Source organism: Prevotella sp. P4-51 (assembly GCF_002251455.1).
Lineage (GTDB): Bacteria > Bacteroidota > Bacteroidia > Bacteroidales > Bacteroidaceae > Prevotella.
On sequence record NZ_NPJM01000015.1, the window covers coordinates 1 to 18,017 of the forward strand.

15 protein-coding genes are annotated in these 18,017 nt (G+C 56.5%); 5 read left to right on the forward strand and 10 right to left on the reverse strand.

Annotated elements, in window-relative coordinates:
• Window positions 1-436: 436 nt before the first annotated feature.
• The 9 genes from CIK94_RS01605 to CIK94_RS01645 all read right to left on the reverse strand — a co-directional run bounded on the left by CIK94_RS01605 (window position 437) and on the right by CIK94_RS01645 (window position 7,955).
• Window positions 437-1,579, reverse strand: coding sequence for an aspartate aminotransferase family protein (locus CIK94_RS01605; protein WP_094420948.1), 1,143 nt, complete (start codon window positions 1,577-1,579; stop codon window positions 437-439).
• 27 nt (window positions 1,580-1,606) lie between these two features.
• Window positions 1,607-2,575 carry an N-acetyl-gamma-glutamyl-phosphate reductase gene (gene argC / locus CIK94_RS01610; RefSeq protein ID WP_094420950.1) on the reverse strand — a complete coding sequence of 323 codons (969 nt, stop codon included), beginning with the start codon at window positions 2,573-2,575 and terminating at the stop codon, window positions 1,607-1,609.
• Between the two features lie 4 nt (window positions 2,576-2,579).
• The gene (locus tag CIK94_RS01615; protein WP_022311657.1) at window positions 2,580-2,771 is read right to left on the reverse strand and encodes a PspC domain-containing protein; all 192 of its coding nucleotides are present in this window, start codon (window positions 2,769-2,771) and stop codon (window positions 2,580-2,582) included.
• A gap of 110 nt (window positions 2,772-2,881) precedes the next feature.
• Window positions 2,882-4,081 (reverse strand): argininosuccinate synthase, encoded by a 1,200-nt coding sequence (locus CIK94_RS01620; protein WP_094386914.1) that lies wholly within the window; start codon window positions 4,079-4,081, stop codon window positions 2,882-2,884.
• A gap of 16 nt (window positions 4,082-4,097) precedes the next feature.
• A complete protein-coding gene (locus CIK94_RS01625) occupies window positions 4,098-4,706 on the reverse strand; it encodes a GNAT family N-acetyltransferase (protein WP_022311655.1) in 609 nt (202 codons plus the stop codon).
• A 15-nt stretch (window positions 4,707-4,721) separates the two neighbouring features.
• Window positions 4,722-5,198 (reverse strand): arginine repressor, encoded by a 477-nt coding sequence (locus CIK94_RS01630; RefSeq protein ID WP_022311654.1) that lies wholly within the window; start codon window positions 5,196-5,198, stop codon window positions 4,722-4,724.
• A 336-nt stretch (window positions 5,199-5,534) separates the two neighbouring features.
• Complete coding sequence (menA, locus tag CIK94_RS01635; protein ID WP_158215124.1) at window positions 5,535-6,377, reverse strand: 1,4-dihydroxy-2-naphthoate octaprenyltransferase; 843 nt, start codon at window positions 6,375-6,377, stop codon at window positions 5,535-5,537.
• Between the two features lie 94 nt (window positions 6,378-6,471).
• Window positions 6,472-7,128, reverse strand: coding sequence for a DUF4923 family protein (locus CIK94_RS01640; protein WP_094420954.1), 657 nt, complete (start codon window positions 7,126-7,128; stop codon window positions 6,472-6,474).
• Between the two features lie 101 nt (window positions 7,129-7,229).
• Window positions 7,230-7,955 (reverse strand): Bax inhibitor-1/YccA family protein, encoded by a 726-nt coding sequence (locus tag CIK94_RS01645; protein ID WP_094386911.1) that lies wholly within the window; start codon window positions 7,953-7,955, stop codon window positions 7,230-7,232.
• Window positions 7,956-7,980: 25 nt separating this feature from the next.
• Here CIK94_RS01645 and CIK94_RS13930 point away from each other — a divergent pair, with 25 nt between their 5' ends.
• The 4 genes from CIK94_RS13930 to CIK94_RS01665 all read left to right on the forward strand — a co-directional run bounded on the left by CIK94_RS13930 (window position 7,981) and on the right by CIK94_RS01665 (window position 15,394).
• Complete coding sequence (locus tag CIK94_RS13930) at window positions 7,981-8,355, forward strand: hypothetical protein (protein ID WP_144008264.1); 375 nt, start codon at window positions 7,981-7,983, stop codon at window positions 8,353-8,355.
• Entirely contained in the window at window positions 8,306-9,598 is a 1,293-nt protein-coding gene (locus CIK94_RS01655) for a GTP-binding protein (RefSeq protein WP_094420958.1), read from the forward strand. Before CIK94_RS13930 ends, CIK94_RS01655 begins: the two co-directional genes overlap by 50 nt.
• A gap of 523 nt (window positions 9,599-10,121) precedes the next feature.
• Window positions 10,122-11,309: a sugar transporter gene (locus tag CIK94_RS01660; protein WP_094420960.1), complete on the forward strand. Its 1,188-nt coding sequence runs from the start codon at window positions 10,122-10,124 to the stop codon at window positions 11,307-11,309.
• 419 nt (window positions 11,310-11,728) lie between these two features.
• Window positions 11,729-15,394, forward strand: coding sequence for a choice-of-anchor J domain-containing protein (locus CIK94_RS01665; protein WP_094420962.1), 3,666 nt, complete (start codon window positions 11,729-11,731; stop codon window positions 15,392-15,394).
• 167 nt (window positions 15,395-15,561) lie between these two features.
• On the opposite strand, the gene CIK94_RS01670 is transcribed toward CIK94_RS01665, so the two are convergent.
• On the reverse strand, window positions 15,562-17,337 hold the full coding sequence (locus tag CIK94_RS01670) for a phosphoethanolamine transferase (protein ID WP_094420965.1): 1,776 nt from the start codon (window positions 17,335-17,337) through the stop codon (window positions 15,562-15,564).
• A gap of 244 nt (window positions 17,338-17,581) precedes the next feature.
• On the opposite strand from CIK94_RS01670, the gene CIK94_RS01675 reads away from it, so the two are divergent.
• Window positions 17,582-17,854 carry a hypothetical protein gene (locus CIK94_RS01675; RefSeq protein WP_144008265.1) on the forward strand — a complete coding sequence of 91 codons (273 nt, stop codon included), beginning with the start codon at window positions 17,582-17,584 and terminating at the stop codon, window positions 17,852-17,854.
• The last annotated feature ends 163 nt before the right edge of the window (window positions 17,855-18,017 follow it).

Sequence of the window (18,017 nt, forward strand, 5' to 3'; positions counted from 1 at the left end):
CTGAGGCCCCTCCCCAGCCCTCCCCAAGGGGCGTGAGTTCCTTCCTGCTGTGTTTGAGGCGGTTTGATGACGTTTTTTCCCCTTGGGAAAGGTTGGGATGGGGCTTGTAGTGGTTTGGATGGACCTTTGGTGGAACTCCTTCCCCTTGGGGAAGGTTGGGATGGGGCTTCCCCTGGCAACTCTGTAGGAGTTGCGTTTAGCCGAAGGCGTTGTACTCAATCTGATAGTACCGTCCTATATAGTTCCGCCCATTGTCCTGGTGCGGGTAACGCCTGCGGCTAATCGCAACACTTACAGCGTTGCTATAATGGTCGTACTTGCACCCAGTGTAGCGGTCTTCGCCCTCAACCCTGGGCTGGGGGGGAGGGGCTTTTAGGCTGAGCAGACCCTCAGCCAGACTGCCGCCCATGGGCGCCAGCCCCGATGATGGCTATCGTCATAACTTGGCAAGTGTGCGTCCGAGGCGATCGATGAAGTCGTCGACCTCGGCACGGGTGAGGCATAGCGGAGGGAGGATGCGCAGGATATTGGTGCCGGCGCAACCGGTAAAGCAATGCTCTTCGTGCACGAGTCGCGAGCGCACCTCGCTATGGGGGATGTCAAGCACGGCACCCGCCATGAGTCCGCGGCCACGCACCTCGACGATATGCTGCGACTCCTGCTGCAGCTCGCGCAGTCTGGCGAGCAGATATTCGCCCACCTCATGGGCATTGTCCACCAGATGCTCCTGCTCGAAGACGTCGAGCACAGCCAGGGCGGCGGTACATGCCAGGTGGTTGCCTCCGAAGGTGGTGCCGAGCTGGCCCTTCACCGCCTCGAAGCTCGGCGCGATGAGCACGCCCGACATGGGGAAGCCGTTGCCTATGCCCTTGGCCACGGTGATGAGGTCGGGGCGTATGCCGAGCCACTGGTGGGCAAAGAACTTACCGCTGCGGCCGTAGCCACACTGTATCTCGTCGCAGATGAGGATGGTGCCGTGGCGGTGGCAAGCCTCGAGCAGACCCTGGGCAAACTCGGCTGTAGCCATATTCAGTCCGCCCACACCCTGGATGCACTCGATGATGCAGGCAGCCACGTCGCCCTTGGCGAGTTCGGTTTCCCATGCCTCCAGGTCGTTGAGGGGCAGGAAGGTGGTATGTCCGTTGGCATTGATGGGGGCATTGTATTTGGCGATGTCGGTCACCTCGACGGCGAGCGAGGTGCGGCCGTGGAAGGCCTTGCCGGCAGCGAGCACGCGGGTGCGTCCGGTCTTGAACGATGCCAGCTTGAGCGCGTTCTCATTGGCTTCGGCGCCCGAGTTGACCAGGAAGAGGCTGTAGTCGTCATACCCGCAGGCTTTGCCGAGACGCTCGGCGAGTTGCTCCTGCAGTCGGTTGATGACCGAGTTGCTGTAGAACCCCAGCCTGTTGAGCTGGGCTGTCATCATCTCCACGTAGTGTGGGTGGCAGTGGCCGATGCTGATGACGGCATGGCCACCATAGAGGTCGAGATATTGCTGTCCCTTGTCGTCCCAGACATGACAGCCACGGCCTTTGACGATGTTCACGTCCGAGAGGGAATATACATCAAACAGATTCATAGTCGCTATATATATAATAAGATGTAATCAGAATGCAGAGGGCTTCAGCCGCAGTCCGGCGCGCTCGTCGAGCCCGAACATGAGGTTCATGTTCTGCACCGCCTGCCCCACGGCACCCTTGAGCAGATTGTCGATGCAGCAGGTGATGAGCAGCTTGTCGCCATACTTGTCGCAGTGTACGAGCGCCTTGTTGGTATTGACCACCTGCTTCAGGTCTATCGCCTTGTCTACATAGTGGGTGAAGGCGGCATCGCTATAGAAGTCGCGGTAGGCAGCCTCGATGGTCTCGATGTCAGCATCGGTGTGTACCACCTCGGTGGCAAAGATGCCACGGGCGAAGTCGCCGCGGTAGGGGATGAAGTCGATGGCAGCCTCGAGATGGCCCTGTGCCTGGGCGAGGCTCTGGCGTATCTCGGCGATATGCTGGTGGCTGAACGCCTTGTATATACTCAGGTTGTTGTTGCGCCAGGAGAAGTGGGTGGTGGCTGTGGGCTTCTGGCCGGCACCGGTAGAGCCGGTGATGGCATTGACGCTCACATCGCTGGTGATGAGACCCAGCTTGGCGGCAGGTAGCAGACCCAGCTGGATGCATGTGGCAAAGCAGCCGGGGTTGGCGATGTGGCGCGCGGTGGTGATGGCTTCGCGGTTGAGCTCAGGCAGACCATAGACATAGTCGTGGTCGGGCGCGGCGATACGGAAGTCTTGCGCCAGGTCGATGATGCGCACGTGGTCGGGGATGGTATGCTCCTGCAGGAAGGCTTGGCTCTTGCCGTGGCCGAAGCAGAAGAACACCACGTCGACCTCGTCGAAGGGCATCGCGTCGGTGAAGCGCATGGAGGTCTCGCCGTAGAGTCCCTCATGGACATCGGTGAGCAGATTGCCGGCATTGCTGCTGCTGTTGACAAAGACCAGCTCGGCGTCGGGGTGGTTGATGAGCAGACGGATGAGTTCGCCGGCGGTATAGCCGGCTCCTCCCAGTATTCCTATTCTTATCATGTTGCTAATTGGCTTTGGGTGGAATGATAATCCACATGATGATATAGGCCAATACTCCGCTGAAGCAGGTGAAGACGGTGAGCAGCGTGTAGGCCACTCTCATGGCGGTAGGGTCGATGCCGAAAAATTCGGCAAGTCCTGCACATACGCCCGCAATCATGCGGTTGTTGCTTCTTTCCAGTTTCTTGTTGTTCATTGTCATGTCTGTTTAGATGGTTTGTATCATTATAGACGGATTGGGTACAACAATGGTTGCAGCCATTGGCCTTTTTCTTGTTCTCTGTGGAGCTTGCAGCCCGTTCAGAGCTATCGTTTCTCGTCGGGGTGGATGCCGTAGAAGACACGCAGCGGCGTCGAGGTGACCTTGATGAAGCCCTTGGCGTCGTCGGCGGTCCATCCGTGCTGCATCTCGCCATACTCGCCGAGTTTGCTCTTGAGCAGGTCGTCGGGTGAGTCCACGCCCACGGTCTCAAATCCCAATGGGCGCAGCTTGAGAATGGCGGTGCCGTTGACGTGGCGCTGCGAAGAGGTGAGCATGGCCTCGATGTCGGGCATTACGGGCTCCAGGTACTGGCTCTCGTGGAGGAACATGCCATACCAGTTGGCCACCTGCTCCTTCCAGTACTGCTGCCACTTGCTCAGCGTGTACTTCTCCAGCAGTCGGTGGGCCTCGATGATGAGCTTGGGGGCGGCTGCCTCAAAGCCCACACGACCCTTGATGCCGATGATGGTGTCGCCCACATTGAAGTCGCGGCCTATGGCGTAGGCGGCGCCTATCTCCTCAATCTTCTGGATGGCGGCAATCTTGTCGTCAAACTTCTCGCCGTTGACGGCGGCTATCTCGCCCTTCTCAAAGGTAATCTTCAGTTCGCTCTCGTCGGTGCGGGTCACGTGCTTGAGGAACGCCTCTTCGGGCAAGCCCTGTGCAGAGTCGAGCAGTTCACCTCCGCAGATGCTGGTTCCCCATATACCCACGTTGTAAGAGTACTTGAGCTTGGTGAAGTCGGCATAGTAGCCGTGGGCGTTGAGGTAGTCCACCTCTTCCTGGCGTGAGAGCGCCTTGTCGCGGGTCAGGGTGATAATCTCCACGCCCGGTGCCATGACGAGGAAGGTCATGTCGAAGCGTATCTGGTCGTTGCCGGCGCCGGTAGAGCCGTGGGCTATGGCGTGGGCACCTATCTCGTTGGCGTAGCGGGCTATGGCGATGGCCTGGAAGATGCGCTCCGACGATACGCTGATGGGGTAGCAGTTGTTGCGCATCACGTTGCCGTAAATCATGTACTTCAGACTCTTCTCGTAGTACTCCTGAGTCACGTCGAGGGTCACATATTTTACAGCGCCCAACTTGTAGGCGTTGGCTTCATTCTCCTTGAGCTGTGCGGCACTGAATCCGCCGGTGTTGGCACAGGCGGCATACACGTCATAACCTTCTTCAGTAAGTTTCATGACGGTGTACGAGGTGTCGAGACCGCCCGAAAAGGCTACTACTACTTTCTTCTTGCTCATAATGATTGGTGTTTTATTAGTTCTGTTCTTGGTTTCTCTTGTCTATCTTGTTGATTCTCTCGATTACCTCCTGCGGCAGCTTGGCGGGCAGGTGCTCCTCGGGGTCGTAGAGCATGGCGGTGCAGATGCAGTATTTGCGCCCGGTGCGCTTGAGCACGTCTACGTTGATGCAGCCTTCGCATCCGCGCCAGAAGGCTTCGTCGTCGGTGAGGTCGGCAAAGGTCACAGGCTGGTAGCCCAACTGCGTGTTCATCGTCATCACGGCGGCTCCGCTCGTAAGGCTGAATATCTTGGCGTGGGGCCAGCGGGTGCGGGCGAGGGTGAAGGTGAGGTCCTTGATGCGCTTGGCCACGCCGTGCTTGCGGAAGTCGGGGTGTACTATCAGTCCCGACGTGGTCACATACTGCTTGTTGCCCCATGTCTCTATATAACTGAAGCCGGCAAAGCGGTCGCCCGAGAGGGCTATGACGGCTTTGGCCTCCTTCATCTTGGTGGTAAGATACTCGTGCGTACGCTTGGCGATGCCCGTTCCTCTTACCTTGGCGGCGTCGGCAATGGTCTGTAAGATGGTGTCCACGTATTTCTCGTGCGAGGCGTCGGCCACCATTACCTTGATTTCTTCCATTCTTCTCTTCTTGGTTTATATCAGATTGGGGATTACCTGCATCAGCTTGCGCTCCAGCCTGCCGCGGTCGGCGCCCTCGGCGAGGATGGTGACGATGGTGTCGTCGCCGGCAATGGTTCCCAATATCTCTATGATGTTACTGTTGTCTATGTTGTAGGCTATCGCGCTGGCGTAGCCAGGCCGTGTCTTGATGACGGCGATGTTGTTGGAGTATTGTATCGACACGAAACCAGGCGCCTGGAGCATCTGCTTGGCGGTCTTGGGACGGGTGACGCGCTTGTACATGGTCTCGTTGGGCAATACGTAGACATACTTGCCGTTCATGCTCGATGCCTTGGCTATCTTGAGCAGTTTCATGTCGCGGCTCAGCGTGGCTTGGGTCACCTCGAAGCCCTCTCTAATCAGTTCGGTGAGGATGTCTTCCTGGCTGCAGAACTCCTTGCTGGAGATGAGCATCTTGAGAGCCTCGATACGGTCTTTCTTTCCTTTCATGATGTGTATATTTATACATTTACGGGTGCAAAATTACACAAAAGATGCATATTCGCCAAAGAAAAATGTATAAAAATACGCCTGTGCTGTATATTTATACAACAATTTGCATTATATACACACTCCCATTCATGACCGTCGGGCTGTAGGCATTGACGGATGCGATGCGGGTGGCAAGGGACGCAAGTGTCGGTAAATCAGATGGTTTGCTTGGTGGTGATGACGGGGGGCGTGGGCTGCGGCGATGGGCGATGGGTGGGTCGCCAGGCTTGCGCAAAGTTGTGCAATATACAGTAAATGATGTATATTGCCTCGTTCCCCACCGCTTCCTTGTCGTTATACCGCCATCAGCACTACATATATTATATTGATGATGCCGGCAGCCATCAGCAGCTTGTTGTAGGTGGCGCCCTTGGCGCGGAGGGTGGCGGCGAAGAGGGCTGCGGCAGGGACGACCACCAGCATGGCGAGGCTCCAGCCCAGAGCCAGATAGGCGAGCACGGGCATCAGAGCCACCACGGTGCCCATCAGGCACAGGGCTGCGCGGCGCCCGAACCTCACGGGGAAAGTGCGCTTGCCCACGAGTCGGTCGCTGTCCATGTCGCGCAGATTGTTGATGAGCAGCACACACATCGAGATGAGTCCGCTCACGCCTCCAGCACACCATACCGACCACGCAAACTGCCCCGTCTGCAGATAGTATGTGCCTGACGAGGCTATCACGCCGTAGTAGAGAAATACGAATATGTCTGCCACGCCCAGATACGACAGCGAGTGGCTCGTGGCAGTATAGAGCCAGGCGAAGAGCAGGGCCGAGACGCCGATGGCGAGGATTACCCAACCGCCGTGGACGACCAGGAAGAGACCGCAGCCCACGCTCACCGCGAGCGCAGTAAGACAGGCCCACTCCATCTGCCGCTTGCTCACTTCGCCTTCAGCCAGCGCGCGCTTGAAGCCCGCACGGCCTTTCTGGTCGGTACCCCGCACGAAGTCGTAGTAGTCGTTGATAAGGTTGGACAGTATCTGCAGCGCCAGCGCGCAGACGATGGTCACCGCAGCCACGGTGGCAGAGGTGACGGGCGACGGCATGGCTATCAGCGCCGCCATGACCGGACAGAGCGAGGCAGCAAGTGTCTGCGGGCGCACTATCCTGAACCAGAGTCCTATAGTCTTCATCATAGTCATAGTCGTTGTGTGTGATAAAACAAAAAGCCACACCGCCTCTCTGTGGGAGATGGGTGTGGTTATAGTCGTGGTAGTCTACATAGCTGTATTACTTGTGGGTGTCCAGACCGATGCGCACACCGTCGTAGTTCTTGCTCAGATCGCCCATGGTCTGCAGGGTGCTGTTGCCGCTCATCGCTGCAAGGGTCTGGAAGAGGTTGAGCAACTTCTTCGACTCCATCAGGAAGCTCATGCCGCCCGTGGTCTTCTTGGCATATACGTTGAGGCTGAAGAGCAGGGTCTTAAGCACCAGCTTCTGGTCTTCCTGTGTGTAGGACCACTGGCCGCTGATGGGCTTGCCGTCTATCTTGCCGCTGAAGGTCTTGTCGCTGTTGATGGTGAGATAGGTGTTCTGGCTGTTTATGCCCACCTTGGTGTAGGTATCGCTCAGTTTTCCCTTGATTTCGGTGGCGATGGTCTCGCCTCCCGCCTTGGCGAGCAGATTTTCGGTGGTGAATGCCACGCCGGGCTGTCTGTAGTGCCATGTACCGATGAGGTCGCTCTCGCGGGGCTTGTCGGTTCCCAGGATGCTCTTGATGGTGTTGCCCAGCGTCTGTCCGTTGGTGGCAGCGCTGATGATAGACCCCAGCACGCTCTGGTGACTGGTGGTCTGGGTGTTGGTCTGTGCGTTGGTGTTACCTGAAGTGCCGCAGCTGCTGAGCATGACGCCGCATGCCAGGACGGCAATGATGTTTGATTTGTTCATTTTCTCTAAAATTATAACGATAATCTATGTCTCTGACGCAATAAAAAGGCCAAGGTTTAATATCCTTGGCCTGTATTTTCGCGATGAAGCCTATCCTCGCATCAGTCGCGGTTGCCGCCGAAGAAGCGCAGCAGGTAGAGGAACAGGTTGACAAAGTCGAGGTAGAGGCTCAGCGCGCCTGTCACTGCCAACTTCTGGCTGGTCTCGCCCAAGTCGGGAGCCATGGCAAGGCTCATCTTGATTTGCTGGCTGTCCCATGCGGTGAGGCCCACGAAGACCAGCACGCCGATGATGCTTACCACCAGGTCCAGACCCGAACTGTGCAGGAACATGTTGACCACGCTGGCGATGATGACGCCTATCAGCGCCATGAAGAGCAGTCCGCCTATCTTGGTCAGGTCACGGCTGGTAAAGTAGCCGTAGGCTGCCATGACGCCGAATGTGCCGGCGGTGACGGCAAAGGTCTTGATGATGGCTGCGGGGGCAAAGAGTACGAAGATGGATGAGAGGGTAAGTCCGTTGAGTGCCGAGAAGATGATAAACATCAGTGTGGTGGTTGCCAGAGAGCGGTTTTCCTTGTTCACGCTGTTGGATATCTTCCATACCAGCACCAGTTCGGCGATGATGATGGCCCATATGCCCAGCTGGCTGCTGTATATCAGCTGTATCAGTCCTGGCGACATCGCTACGCTGTAGGCGGTGAGGCCGCTGATGGCAAGCGCCATCGCCATCCATAGGTATACCTTGCGCATCAGTATCGGGAACGCTGCCGAGAGTGACATGCTCTCACTCTGTCTGATCTTTTCTTCTAAATCGTTAATGTTCATAATCGTCTGTTTTATGGTTTATACTATGGTGACTGCAAAGTGCATGCCACCACATTGCAAATATAAGAAGATTTATTCGTCTGCACTACTTTTTTTGTTATTATTTGCGACCCCGCCCTTATTTTTATCATTTATTACGAAAGTCGCGCCTACTGCCAAGGGGCTTTTGCCGGTTTCGGCGATTGTCGTGCTGTCCACCTCGGCCCTCGCGCCAGCCCTCGCAGCCATCCGCGCAAGGCTGGAGCATGGCGCAGAGAGCGGAATGTCAAAAAAAGCGGCGCCGAAAGCCCGGTTTGGTATCAATTTTGCACCCTCTGCCCGTAGAGACACCAACTATACATATATATATTATGAGTATAAAGCAAATACCCGTTCTGCTGCTCACGGGCTATCTTGGTAGCGGCAAGACCACATTGGTCAACAAAATTCTCGCCAATAAGAAGGGCATCAAGTTTGCCGTCATCGTCAACGATATCGGTGAGGTAAACATCGACGCCGACCTCATACAGCAGGGCGGAGTGGTCAACAAGAAGGACGACAGCCTCGTGGCTCTGCAGAATGGCTGCATCTGCTGCACGCTCAAGATGGACCTGGTCGAGCAGATACGCGAAATCATAGAGATGGGGCGCTTCGACTACATCGTCATCGAGGCAAGCGGCATCTGCGAGCCCGCCCCAATCGCACAGACCATCTGCTCCATCCCCTCGATGGGACCGCAGTATATCAAGGGTGGCATAGCCCGGCTCGACTGCATCGTGACGGTGGTCGACGCCCTGCGCATGAAAGACGAGTTTGGCAATGGCGACAATCTGCAGCGCCACAATCTCGACGAAGACGACCTCGAGAACCTGGTCATCCAGCAGCTCGAGTTCTGCAATATCATTCTGCTCAACAAGGCTTCAGAGGTGGCTCCCTCGGAGCTCGACCATGTCACCCAGATTATCCGCGCCATCCAGCCCAAGGCCGAAATCATACCTTGCGACTATGGCGACATCGAGCTTGAGCGCATCCTCGACACCCGCCGCTTCAATTTCGACGACGTAGCGACCTCTGCCGCGTGGATAGACCAGATAGAGCACCACCACGGTGAGCCTGACGATGACGAAGAGGCAGAGGAGGAGCACCATCATCACGATGACGAGCACGAGCACCACGACCACGATGAGCATCATCATGATGACGAGCACGAGCACTGCGACCACGACCATCATGACCACGACGACCACGGCCACTGCCATCACCACCATCACGACCATGAGCATGGCGAGGTCGAGGAGTACGGTATAGGCACCTTTGTCTATTACCGCCGCCGTCCGCTCGACCTTGCGCGCTTCGACGAGTTTGTCGCCCGCTTCTGGCCCAAGGGCGTCATCCGCTGCAAGGGCATGTGCTGGTTTGCCGACGAGCCCGACGTGTGCTACCTCTTCGAGCAGGCAGGCCGCCAGATGGGTCTCAAGAATGCCGGACAGTGGTATGCCACCATGCCCGAAGACCAGCTGAGCGAACTGATGGATCGCGAGCCTGGGCTGCGCCGCGACTGGGACGAGCAGTATGGCGACCGCATGCAGAAGCTCGTCTTCATCGGTCAGAAGATGGATAAGCGCTCCATCATCGCCCGCCTCGACAAGTGCCTGGCTGACTAAGAGATAGCACCGACTGTCTCCGCCACAGCGCCAACGATCTCCGCCACAGCGCCAACCATCCCCGCCAAAGCGCAGGCTATCCTCGCAGTTGCACCGACAGTCCTCGCCATCCCCCCAATACACCGAGCCCCGCCCTACACCGTTCCCATGCCGGGAACAGATAGGGTGGGGCTCGCTGCGTCTATATCTGTCTACAGGGTGATGACCTCCACGTCAGCCGTGATGACCTTCACAATCGCCGAGATGACCTTCGCAATCGCCGAGATGACCTCCATCGGCTCGTATCATAAGGCACGAGCTCACGTGCCTTATGTTACGTGCCCTCGTACCTTATGTTACGCGGCTTCGTGACTTATGTTACGAGCCCGCCGCAGCCCCCTCTGTGTCGCTGCGGGTGCCCCCAGCTTGCGGTATGTCAATAATTGGCGCGACAATGCTATGAAACTTCGTGCGGGAAATGATGGATTGGCCGCCTTTTTGTAATTTTGCAGCCGCAAAGGATAACACCTATTTAATATATATCATGCCCAAGGAGAAAACGATAGCCCGGTGGTTGCCCCTGGTGGGGTTGACCTTCGCCGTCTTTGTGTTCAATACATCAGAGTTTATGCCCATAGGTCTGCTCAGCGACATTGCCGCCGACCTGCACATCAGCGAGGTGCGGGCAGGACTGCTGGTGTCGGTCTATGCGTGGGTGGTGGCGCTCATGTCGCTGCCCCTCATGGTGATGGTGTCTACGGTGGAGCTCAAGCGGCTGTTGCTCGCCATCATCGCCCTCTTTGTGGTGAGCCATGTGGCATCGGCGCTCGCCGAGGGCTATTACACGCTGATGCTCTCGCGCATTGGTGTGGCGTGTGCCCATTCGATCTTCTGGTCGATAGCCCCTCCGCTGGCTGTCCGCACGGTGCCCGACGGCCGAAGCGCACTGGGACTGAGCACGATGGCAACGGGTTCGTCGGTGGCTATGGTCGTAGGTCTGCCCATAGGCCGCGTGGTGGGACTGTACGTGGGCTGGCGCATGACGTTTCTGAGTATCGCCGTCATCTCGGCTCTGATATTCGTCTTCATCGCCGCCGTATTTCCCCGGTTGCAGAGCCGCGGCAAGTTCTCGTTTGCCAAGATTCCGGCGTTGCTCCACAACCGCGTGCTGCTGGGCCTCTTTGTGCTGGCACTGCTCTTTGCCACCACTCACTATACGGGCTACAGCTACATCGAGCCCTTCCTGGGTCAGGTGGCAGGCCTGTCGCCCGACGTGGTGACGATGGTGCTCATCGTCTTTGGCGCCTCGGGCATGCTGGGCAGCATCGCCTTCTCCAAGTATTATATGTCGGGCAGACGGAGGTTCATGGCTGTGGTCACGCTGGGCCCGGCGCTGTGTCTGCTGTTGATGCAGGCGGCTGTCATGGACATCATTGCCATCTTCGCCGTGTGCATCGTGTGGGGCGCCATGGCCACGGCGTTCAACATAGCCTGCCAGGACAACACCATCCGCTTTGCGCCCAAGGAGGCGACGTCGATTGCCATGTCTATCTTCTCGGGTATCTTCAATCTGGGCATCGGCTGTGGCGCCTATCTTGGTGGCGTGGTCGTAGACCATACCTCGCTCTGCGGCATAGGGTATGCCGGTGCGCTGATAGGACTCGTAGCCACGCTCTATCTGGTGCTGCGGTTCTTCCCGAATATGCGGCGCCGGGAGGCGGCACAGCAGTAACGGCGCTGCAGCGGGCAGGGTTGAGTCTGCAGATGGCTGGGTTGAGGCTGCAGAGCCTATATCCAATCTCCGAGGACAGCCCCGTCAGAGCCGAGAGGATGGCCAGGCGGGTAGAGTGAGTCGCTGCGGAATTATAATTCGTAAGCAAAATCATAGAAATGGTAATAAAACCATAGAAAAGTATTGATAAAAGTCACAAAAACGAAGAAAAATACGCAAATAACTTATATTTTTGATATTTGGTTGCAGATAATTGGCAAGGAGGGCTGTTGTAGCCGCATCTTTTTCTATATTTGTGACGAGAAATGTGGTTGGAGAATCTGTCTAAAGCAAAGTACGCTACGCCTTAGTAATTGCTGCGTTTGCGCAAGCGGATAAGAACACCGCAAATTGTTTTACTAATCAACAAAACAACGCTTATGAGAAAAAGCTACTTTATCACCGCTCTGGCGGTGTGCCTCGCCTTGGTAACGGCGCAGGCACAGGAGGCTGTTGTCAAACGCACCACAGCACGCAAGGCTGCCAAGATGGCGCCATCGGAGAGATTTGCCCGTGTGGCAAAGGCTCGGGGAGGCGAGGGGACGGTCGTGCAGAAGGCTGCGACCCTGCCGATTACGCCCGATTGGGAGTGCAAGTTTGACAAGGAGGCTGATTTCAGTCAGTTTACCGTCATTGACAGCAACAACGACCGTTTTCAGTCGAGTCATTTTGACTGGGGCGTGTGGAACTACCTCTTCAAGGCGGGCGACAGCCCTTATGGTCCTGACTACCCTGACCACTGTGCGGGCTACGGCTGTGACGAGGACCACGATGCCGACGACTGGCTCATCACCCCGGCGCTGGCGCTGAAGGCGGGCAATACCTATACGGTGAAGTACAAGGCGCGCGCCCACCGCTCGTCGATGCCTGAGCGCCTGGAGGTCAAATATGGTACCGACGCCACCGCTGCAGCCATGACCCAGACGCTGATGGCAAGAACAGACATCACCAATGCCGAGTATGTAGAGTACAGCCAGGAGCTCACCCCCGTGGCCGACGGCACCTATTATATAGGTTTCCACGCTGTGAGCGATGCCGACAACATGATACTCTATCTCGACGACATCTCGGTGAAGAAGTCGGCGGGTACTTTCAAAGGCTGGGAGTGCAACTTTGACAAGGAGGCAGATTTCAACCAGTTTACCGTCGTCGACAACAATGGCGACCGCGCACAGTCAAGTTATCTCGACTGGGGAGTGTGGAACTACCTATTCAAGAGTGGCGACAGTCCTTACGGACCCGATTTCCCTGACCACTGTGCGGGCTACGGTTGTGACGAAGACCACGATGCCGACGACTGGCTCATCACTCCCGTGCTCAAGTTGACCGGTGGCGATACGTATATAGTTAAATATAAGGTACGCGCGCATAAGTCATGGTTGGCAGAGCGCTTAGAGGTGAAATACGGCACCGCTACCACGGCTGCGGGCATGACCCAGACGCTGATGGCAAGGACCGATATCAGCAATACCGAATATCAGGAATACACGCAGACGCTGACCCCGGCTGCCGACGGCGACTACTATATCGGTTTCCATGCCGTGAGCGATGCCGACAACATGATACTCTACCTCGACGACATCTCGGTGAAGAAGCAGGGCGCGCTGCCTCCTGCCGCTGTGACCGAGGCGGTGCTCACTCCCGATGCTACGGGCGCAGTCAAGGCAACCCTGAGTTTCAAGGCTCCCGACAAAGCCACCGACGGCAGTGCGCTGACCAAGCTCAGCGGCGTGAAGGTGATGGAGGCCGACGCCGAACTGGCAGATATCACCAGTGTGCAGGTGGGCAAGACCGCTACCTACACCATCGAGAATGCGGGCACCAAGCCTGCCAACCACACCTATACGCTGATACCCTACAACGCCGACGGCAATGGCGAGAAGACTGTGGTGAGCGGCTGGATAGGTCTCGACGGCCCCACGGCTCCTGCCGGAGTTACCGCCGAACCGGTGGGCAAGAACCTCAAGGTGGCATGGGAAGCCTCCAAGGCTGAGCACGGCGGAGTGTTCTTCGCCGACAAGGTGAAATACAACCTCTATGAGATGAAGGATGCCGCCACGGTAAGTCGCATGGTAGCCACGACAACGGGTGCTACTGAGGTGCCTGTGGCTGTCGACGTCAACAGCGGCGACCAGCAGTTGCTGCAGCTCGCTGTGTCGGCAAGCAACGCCACCGGCGTGAGCGACTATAGCTTCGCGGCGCCTCTCGTGGTGGGCGCTCCCTACACGCTGCCCCTCAAGGAGACCTTTGCCAAGGCGGGCAATGCCTATGGCTTCTGGGCTGCCGAAGGAGAAGGCTGGGGATATCAGAACCAGTATGCCGGTGTGACTTACTCTACCGACGAAGACGCCAACGGTGACGGCGGATGTGCCGACATTATGACTTATTATGAGGATGTCATCGCTCTGGTATCAGGAAAGATAACTCTGGACACGGCAGAGAAACCGATGTTCATGTATAGTCAGAAGACCGACTCGAAGGAGGGTAGTGTGCGTCCGCTGGTCATCAAGGCCGACGGCACCAGAGAGTATCTCGCCACCGAGAGCCTTGACGGCTATGCCGATGCAGGCAAATGGGTGTCGCGCTCTTATGACCTGAGTGCCTACAAGGGTCAGAAGTGGATACGCGTGGGTGTGGCTTTCGACCAGTCGAAGCGCTGTTACAGGAAACAGCATCTGTATATCGACAACTTCGTGGTGGCCGACGAGACACCGACGAGCATCACCGTAAGCGTGTCGGCTCCTGCCAAGATGCGCAAGGGCAAAGCGGGCACGGTCAAGGTGGCTGTGACCAATTACGGCAACGCCATAGGAGTTTATACGCTGACTCTCACCGCGGGCGACACCGAGGTGAAGACCGTCGGGGGCGAGTCGCTGGCGCTGATGCAGACTGCCACGTATGACATCGCCTATACGCCGAGTGTGCTCGTCAAGGGCAACGCCGTCACGCTGACCGCTACGCTCAAGGCGGGCGAGGGCAAGGATGCCGTCACCGCAGATGGTAGCGTGGAACTGACGGCTGTCGATGCGCATCAGCCTGCTCCGACCGGGCTCAAGGCTCTGGTGGACGCACAGGGCAAGGTGTCGCTGTCGTGGACTGCCGTGGCTAAGGTAGACCGCATGACCGATGACTTTGAGGACTACAACTCATGGGGCGTAGACAACGCCGGCGACTGGAGTTTCCATGACGGCGACAAGGGAGTCACCTATGGTTACTTCGACGACCAAGGTCTTTACTATGACAATGAAAAGACGCCGTTTGCCTATATCGTATGGACGCCTGTCAACTATGGCGGCGAGGACATCACGGTGGCAAATCCCACGGCAAAGCCTTATAGCGGAAGCAACGCTATGGCCTCGGTGTACAGCTATAATCGCAAGGCGACGGGCGAGCTTACTCCGCTGGCAGCCGACAACTGGATGATTAGTCCGGAGCTCACGGGCAAGGCTCAGACCGTCATGTTCAGAGTCAACAACATCAGTGCCTCCAACCCGGAGACCTACCAGGTGCTCTATAGTACGACTACAGCGGCGCACGACCAGTTCCAGCTCGTGGCAGAGAAGACTGTAAGCAACAGCAAGTGGGACGAGGTGAGCTTCGAGCTGCCTGAGGGTGCGCGCTACTTCGCCATCCGTCACAATACCAAGCTCGAGGTGAGCCCATCGGGCATCGGCTATTCGTCGGCGCCTTACCTCTTCCTGGTCGACGATGCTACCTTCGCCTCCAAGGGCTGCACGTTTGTGGAGTATGTCATCTACCGCGACGGCAAGCCACTGGCTACGGCTGCCACCACGGCAAGTGAGGACCGTGAGGCTCAGTGCGATGGTGCCGACCATGTCTACCAGGTTACGGCACGTTATGGCGACGGTTCCGAGTCGGCTCCCGTTGAGGCTGTGGTCTCAATGCCTACCGGTATCGACATCATCGAAACCACGGTCGATGCACCCCAGGGCGTCTATACGCTCGACGGCGTCAAGCAAGATGCCAACGCCCGTCTCCAGCGTGGCGTCTACATCAAGAATGGTAAGAAAGTGGTAGTAAGATAAGCCGTCAGAAGGCTGTTCATCTCAAGCAACTCTGGACTGGAGGTCACCAAAGGTAAGGGAGTTGCGTCAACAAACCCAGAGTAGAGGCATGCAGCGCCTCTGTCCTGGGTTTGTCGTTAGGAGGAGAGTATGGGGAATGTCTTAGGGCAGGCGATGCGTTGCCCCAGTCAAGGTGCGTGCATGATGCGGTCGTAGTCGCGCTCGCCGCGGATGATGCGCTTGCGGCTGTTGTCGTAGTCGTTGTGCAGTATGTCGTATTGGGGATAGTACCAGGGGCTGTGTATGCCGGCGAGGTGTAGCAGTAGCTGCGCTATCGTGTCGGTCATTCCCCGTCTGTTGCGGCAGGAGCGTATCTGCTCCCACAACTGCTTGCGGCTGGAGCGATAGGACGGCGACGCCCAGATCCAGAAGGGGATGTCAAACTGCTGTCTGATGTCGTTGCGGTCCCATGTAAGGTTGCGCCCCCATTCTGTAGAGTTGTCGAAGATGCGCTCTCCGTGGTCGGCGACGAATATGGCGATGGCGTCTTCATCCTCGTAGAGCTTCAGGATGGAGTCGATGACCAGGTCGTTGTAGACGATGGCGTTGTCGTAGTGGGCAAGTATCTCGCGCTGTTGCTCCGTGAGGTCGGCACGGTCGTAGTCTTTGGCGTCGAAGATGCCGAAGTTGGCGGGATAACGCTTCTTGAAGTCGGCGTGAAGTCCTAAGAAGTGGAAGGTGTCCAGTGTGTAGGGATGTCTCGTCAGGCATCGCTTGTAGTCATCGGTCAGCGCCATGTCGTAGTCGTGGGTAGACTCGTTGCGCGTGTCAAACAGGCGTCGGCTGATGGGAGGATTGTTGAAGAAGGCGTCTTCGATGAAGTCGCTGAATCCGCTGCGCTTCACCATATACTGGTTGCTGAAGAACGAGGTGTGGTAGCCGGCCATCCTGAACAGCAGCGGGAAGGGTGGGGCTGATGCCCATGTCCCAGGTTGGCCTGCACATTGGGTGGACAGCATCTCTTTGAGCGACTCGCAGGTGGTATTCCAAGGGCTTGTCATGTCGCCAAACACGATGAGTTCGCCGGCGTTCATCCGTGCCGTCTGCCGGGGCGTGGTGGGCTTGTCGTAGCCGTAGAGTTGGCTGTGGTGGCGGTTGTAGCTTTCGCCGATAATCAGGATGATATGTGGGGAGAGGTGGGTGGCCGAGTCTATCCGCGCCTTGTTCAGACTCTCTTCAAAGAGTCTTATCTCGTCGCGCAGCCGGTGGGTCTCGCTGACGGCAAACGCCATGCGGTATATGGGCAGATAGTAATTGGTCTTCTGCCTGAAGTCTTTCCGCTGCTGCGTTTCCAGTTCGCTATACTGGCAGATGATGCGGCAATACATATACTCCTTGTTCTCCAGACTGGATATGAACCCGATGGCAAACATGACGATAATGGTTGTCTGTGCGGCGAAAATCATGTGTCGGTTGCGCCATATCCCTGTGCGCATGGCTTTGCCCATGATGGTCTGCTCTCGGACAAGCAGCGCCATGCCCGCCATCATCTGGATGATGACCAGCCCTAATGGCGACCACAGCATTGCCACGTCGAGATACGACGACAGCGCTTCGCCAGCCTCTCTGCTATTGCTTTGCAGTGCCAGCTGCAGCAGCATCGGGGTGATGGGCATGCCCAGTCTTACGTAGCACGCCATGTCTACAGCAGACAGCAGGTAGAAGAATGTGGCTGTGGCGAGGCGCAGGCAGTGTCTGTATCTTTCGGGCATCAGTCGCAGCAGGGCGCAGAAGAGGTAAAGGTCGGAAAACAGTTCGAAACTCATCCAGAAGCGGCTGCCGTTCCAGGGCTCGCAGACGATACCTGTCAGTCCCAGCAGGTACATCAGCAGAAAATAGAGCTGGTTGCCTCCGGTTAGCGGCTTGCTCAGGATATGGATGATGCGTGATAACATAAGAATCATAATACTTATGGCGGCAAAGGTAAAGATAATTCGCCATATAGACAATCATTTGCGATGGATATTTGACTTTTTCGGCCATCGGGACTCAATCGGATTTCAATTTATGTGGGTCTCGGCTTTGGGCAGATTGCTTCCGGGAGTGTTCGGGATATGGCAGGCAATGTCCAAGTGCGGGTAGGGGGCAAGATACCAAAAGAAATACTGGTACGAGTTGGAAAGAATTTACAAGACAACTTATTCCTGTTTGATGGCAGATTGGCGTTACTTCCCCAAGATGGTCATTTCTTTCGTTTCCAAGTTTGAATTGCTGGTAGCAGAACTTGCAATTACGGTTTCATGCTTCCAAATATCTAATGCGCGCCGCAAATTCCCCAAAAATACGCATCCTGCCAACATGTCAGCGAAAGACTCCAACGAAAAACGCCAACGAAAATTCCCACAAAGGTGGCCCCATTCCAACCTTATCCATGTGGAAGAAGCAGGAGGCATCTGGCAATCGGGCTGGAAATCGTCATGATGTGAAAGGAGTCTTCATGGGTATAATATATAATAATGTATATAGTCCCCAGGGCCATCATTTTGGTTGATATAAATCAATAGGTGAAAAATATTTTCAACTTTTTTGTTGAAATGTTTGGTTTGTGTTGAAAAAAGCTATACCTTTGCATCCGCTTTCGATC

Excerpts from the sequence above, each read along its gene's own strand:
- CIK94_RS01605 (WP_094420948.1), bottom strand. The coding sequence starts at position 1,579 with ATGAATCTGTTTGATGTATATTCCCTCTCGGACGTGAACATCGTCAAA.
- argC (WP_094420950.1), bottom strand. The coding sequence starts at position 2,575 with ATGATAAGAATAGGAATACTGGGAGGAGCCGGCTATACCGCCGGCGAA.
- CIK94_RS01615 (WP_022311657.1), bottom strand. The coding sequence starts at position 2,771 with ATGAACAACAAGAAACTGGAAAGAAGCAACAACCGCATGATTGCGGGC.
- CIK94_RS01620 (WP_094386914.1), bottom strand. The coding sequence starts at position 4,081 with ATGAGCAAGAAGAAAGTAGTAGTAGCCTTTTCGGGCGGTCTCGACACC.
- CIK94_RS01625 (WP_022311655.1), bottom strand. The coding sequence starts at position 4,706 with ATGGAAGAAATCAAGGTAATGGTGGCCGACGCCTCGCACGAGAAATAC.
- CIK94_RS01630 (WP_022311654.1), bottom strand. The coding sequence starts at position 5,198 with ATGAAAGGAAAGAAAGACCGTATCGAGGCTCTCAAGATGCTCATCTCC.
- menA (WP_158215124.1), bottom strand. The coding sequence starts at position 6,377 with ATGATGAAGACTATAGGACTCTGGTTCAGGATAGTGCGCCCGCAGACA.
- CIK94_RS01640 (WP_094420954.1), bottom strand. The coding sequence starts at position 7,128 with ATGAACAAATCAAACATCATTGCCGTCCTGGCATGCGGCGTCATGCTC.
- CIK94_RS01645 (WP_094386911.1), bottom strand. The coding sequence starts at position 7,955 with ATGAACATTAACGATTTAGAAGAAAAGATCAGACAGAGTGAGAGCATG.
- CIK94_RS13930 (WP_144008264.1), top strand. The coding sequence starts at position 7,981 with ATGGTGACTGCAAAGTGCATGCCACCACATTGCAAATATAAGAAGATT.
- CIK94_RS01655 (WP_094420958.1), top strand. The coding sequence starts at position 8,306 with ATGAGTATAAAGCAAATACCCGTTCTGCTGCTCACGGGCTATCTTGGT.
- CIK94_RS01660 (WP_094420960.1), top strand. The coding sequence starts at position 10,122 with ATGCCCAAGGAGAAAACGATAGCCCGGTGGTTGCCCCTGGTGGGGTTG.
- CIK94_RS01665 (WP_094420962.1), top strand. The coding sequence starts at position 11,729 with ATGAGAAAAAGCTACTTTATCACCGCTCTGGCGGTGTGCCTCGCCTTG.
- CIK94_RS01670 (WP_094420965.1), bottom strand. The coding sequence starts at position 17,337 with ATGATTCTTATGTTATCACGCATCATCCATATCCTGAGCAAGCCGCTA.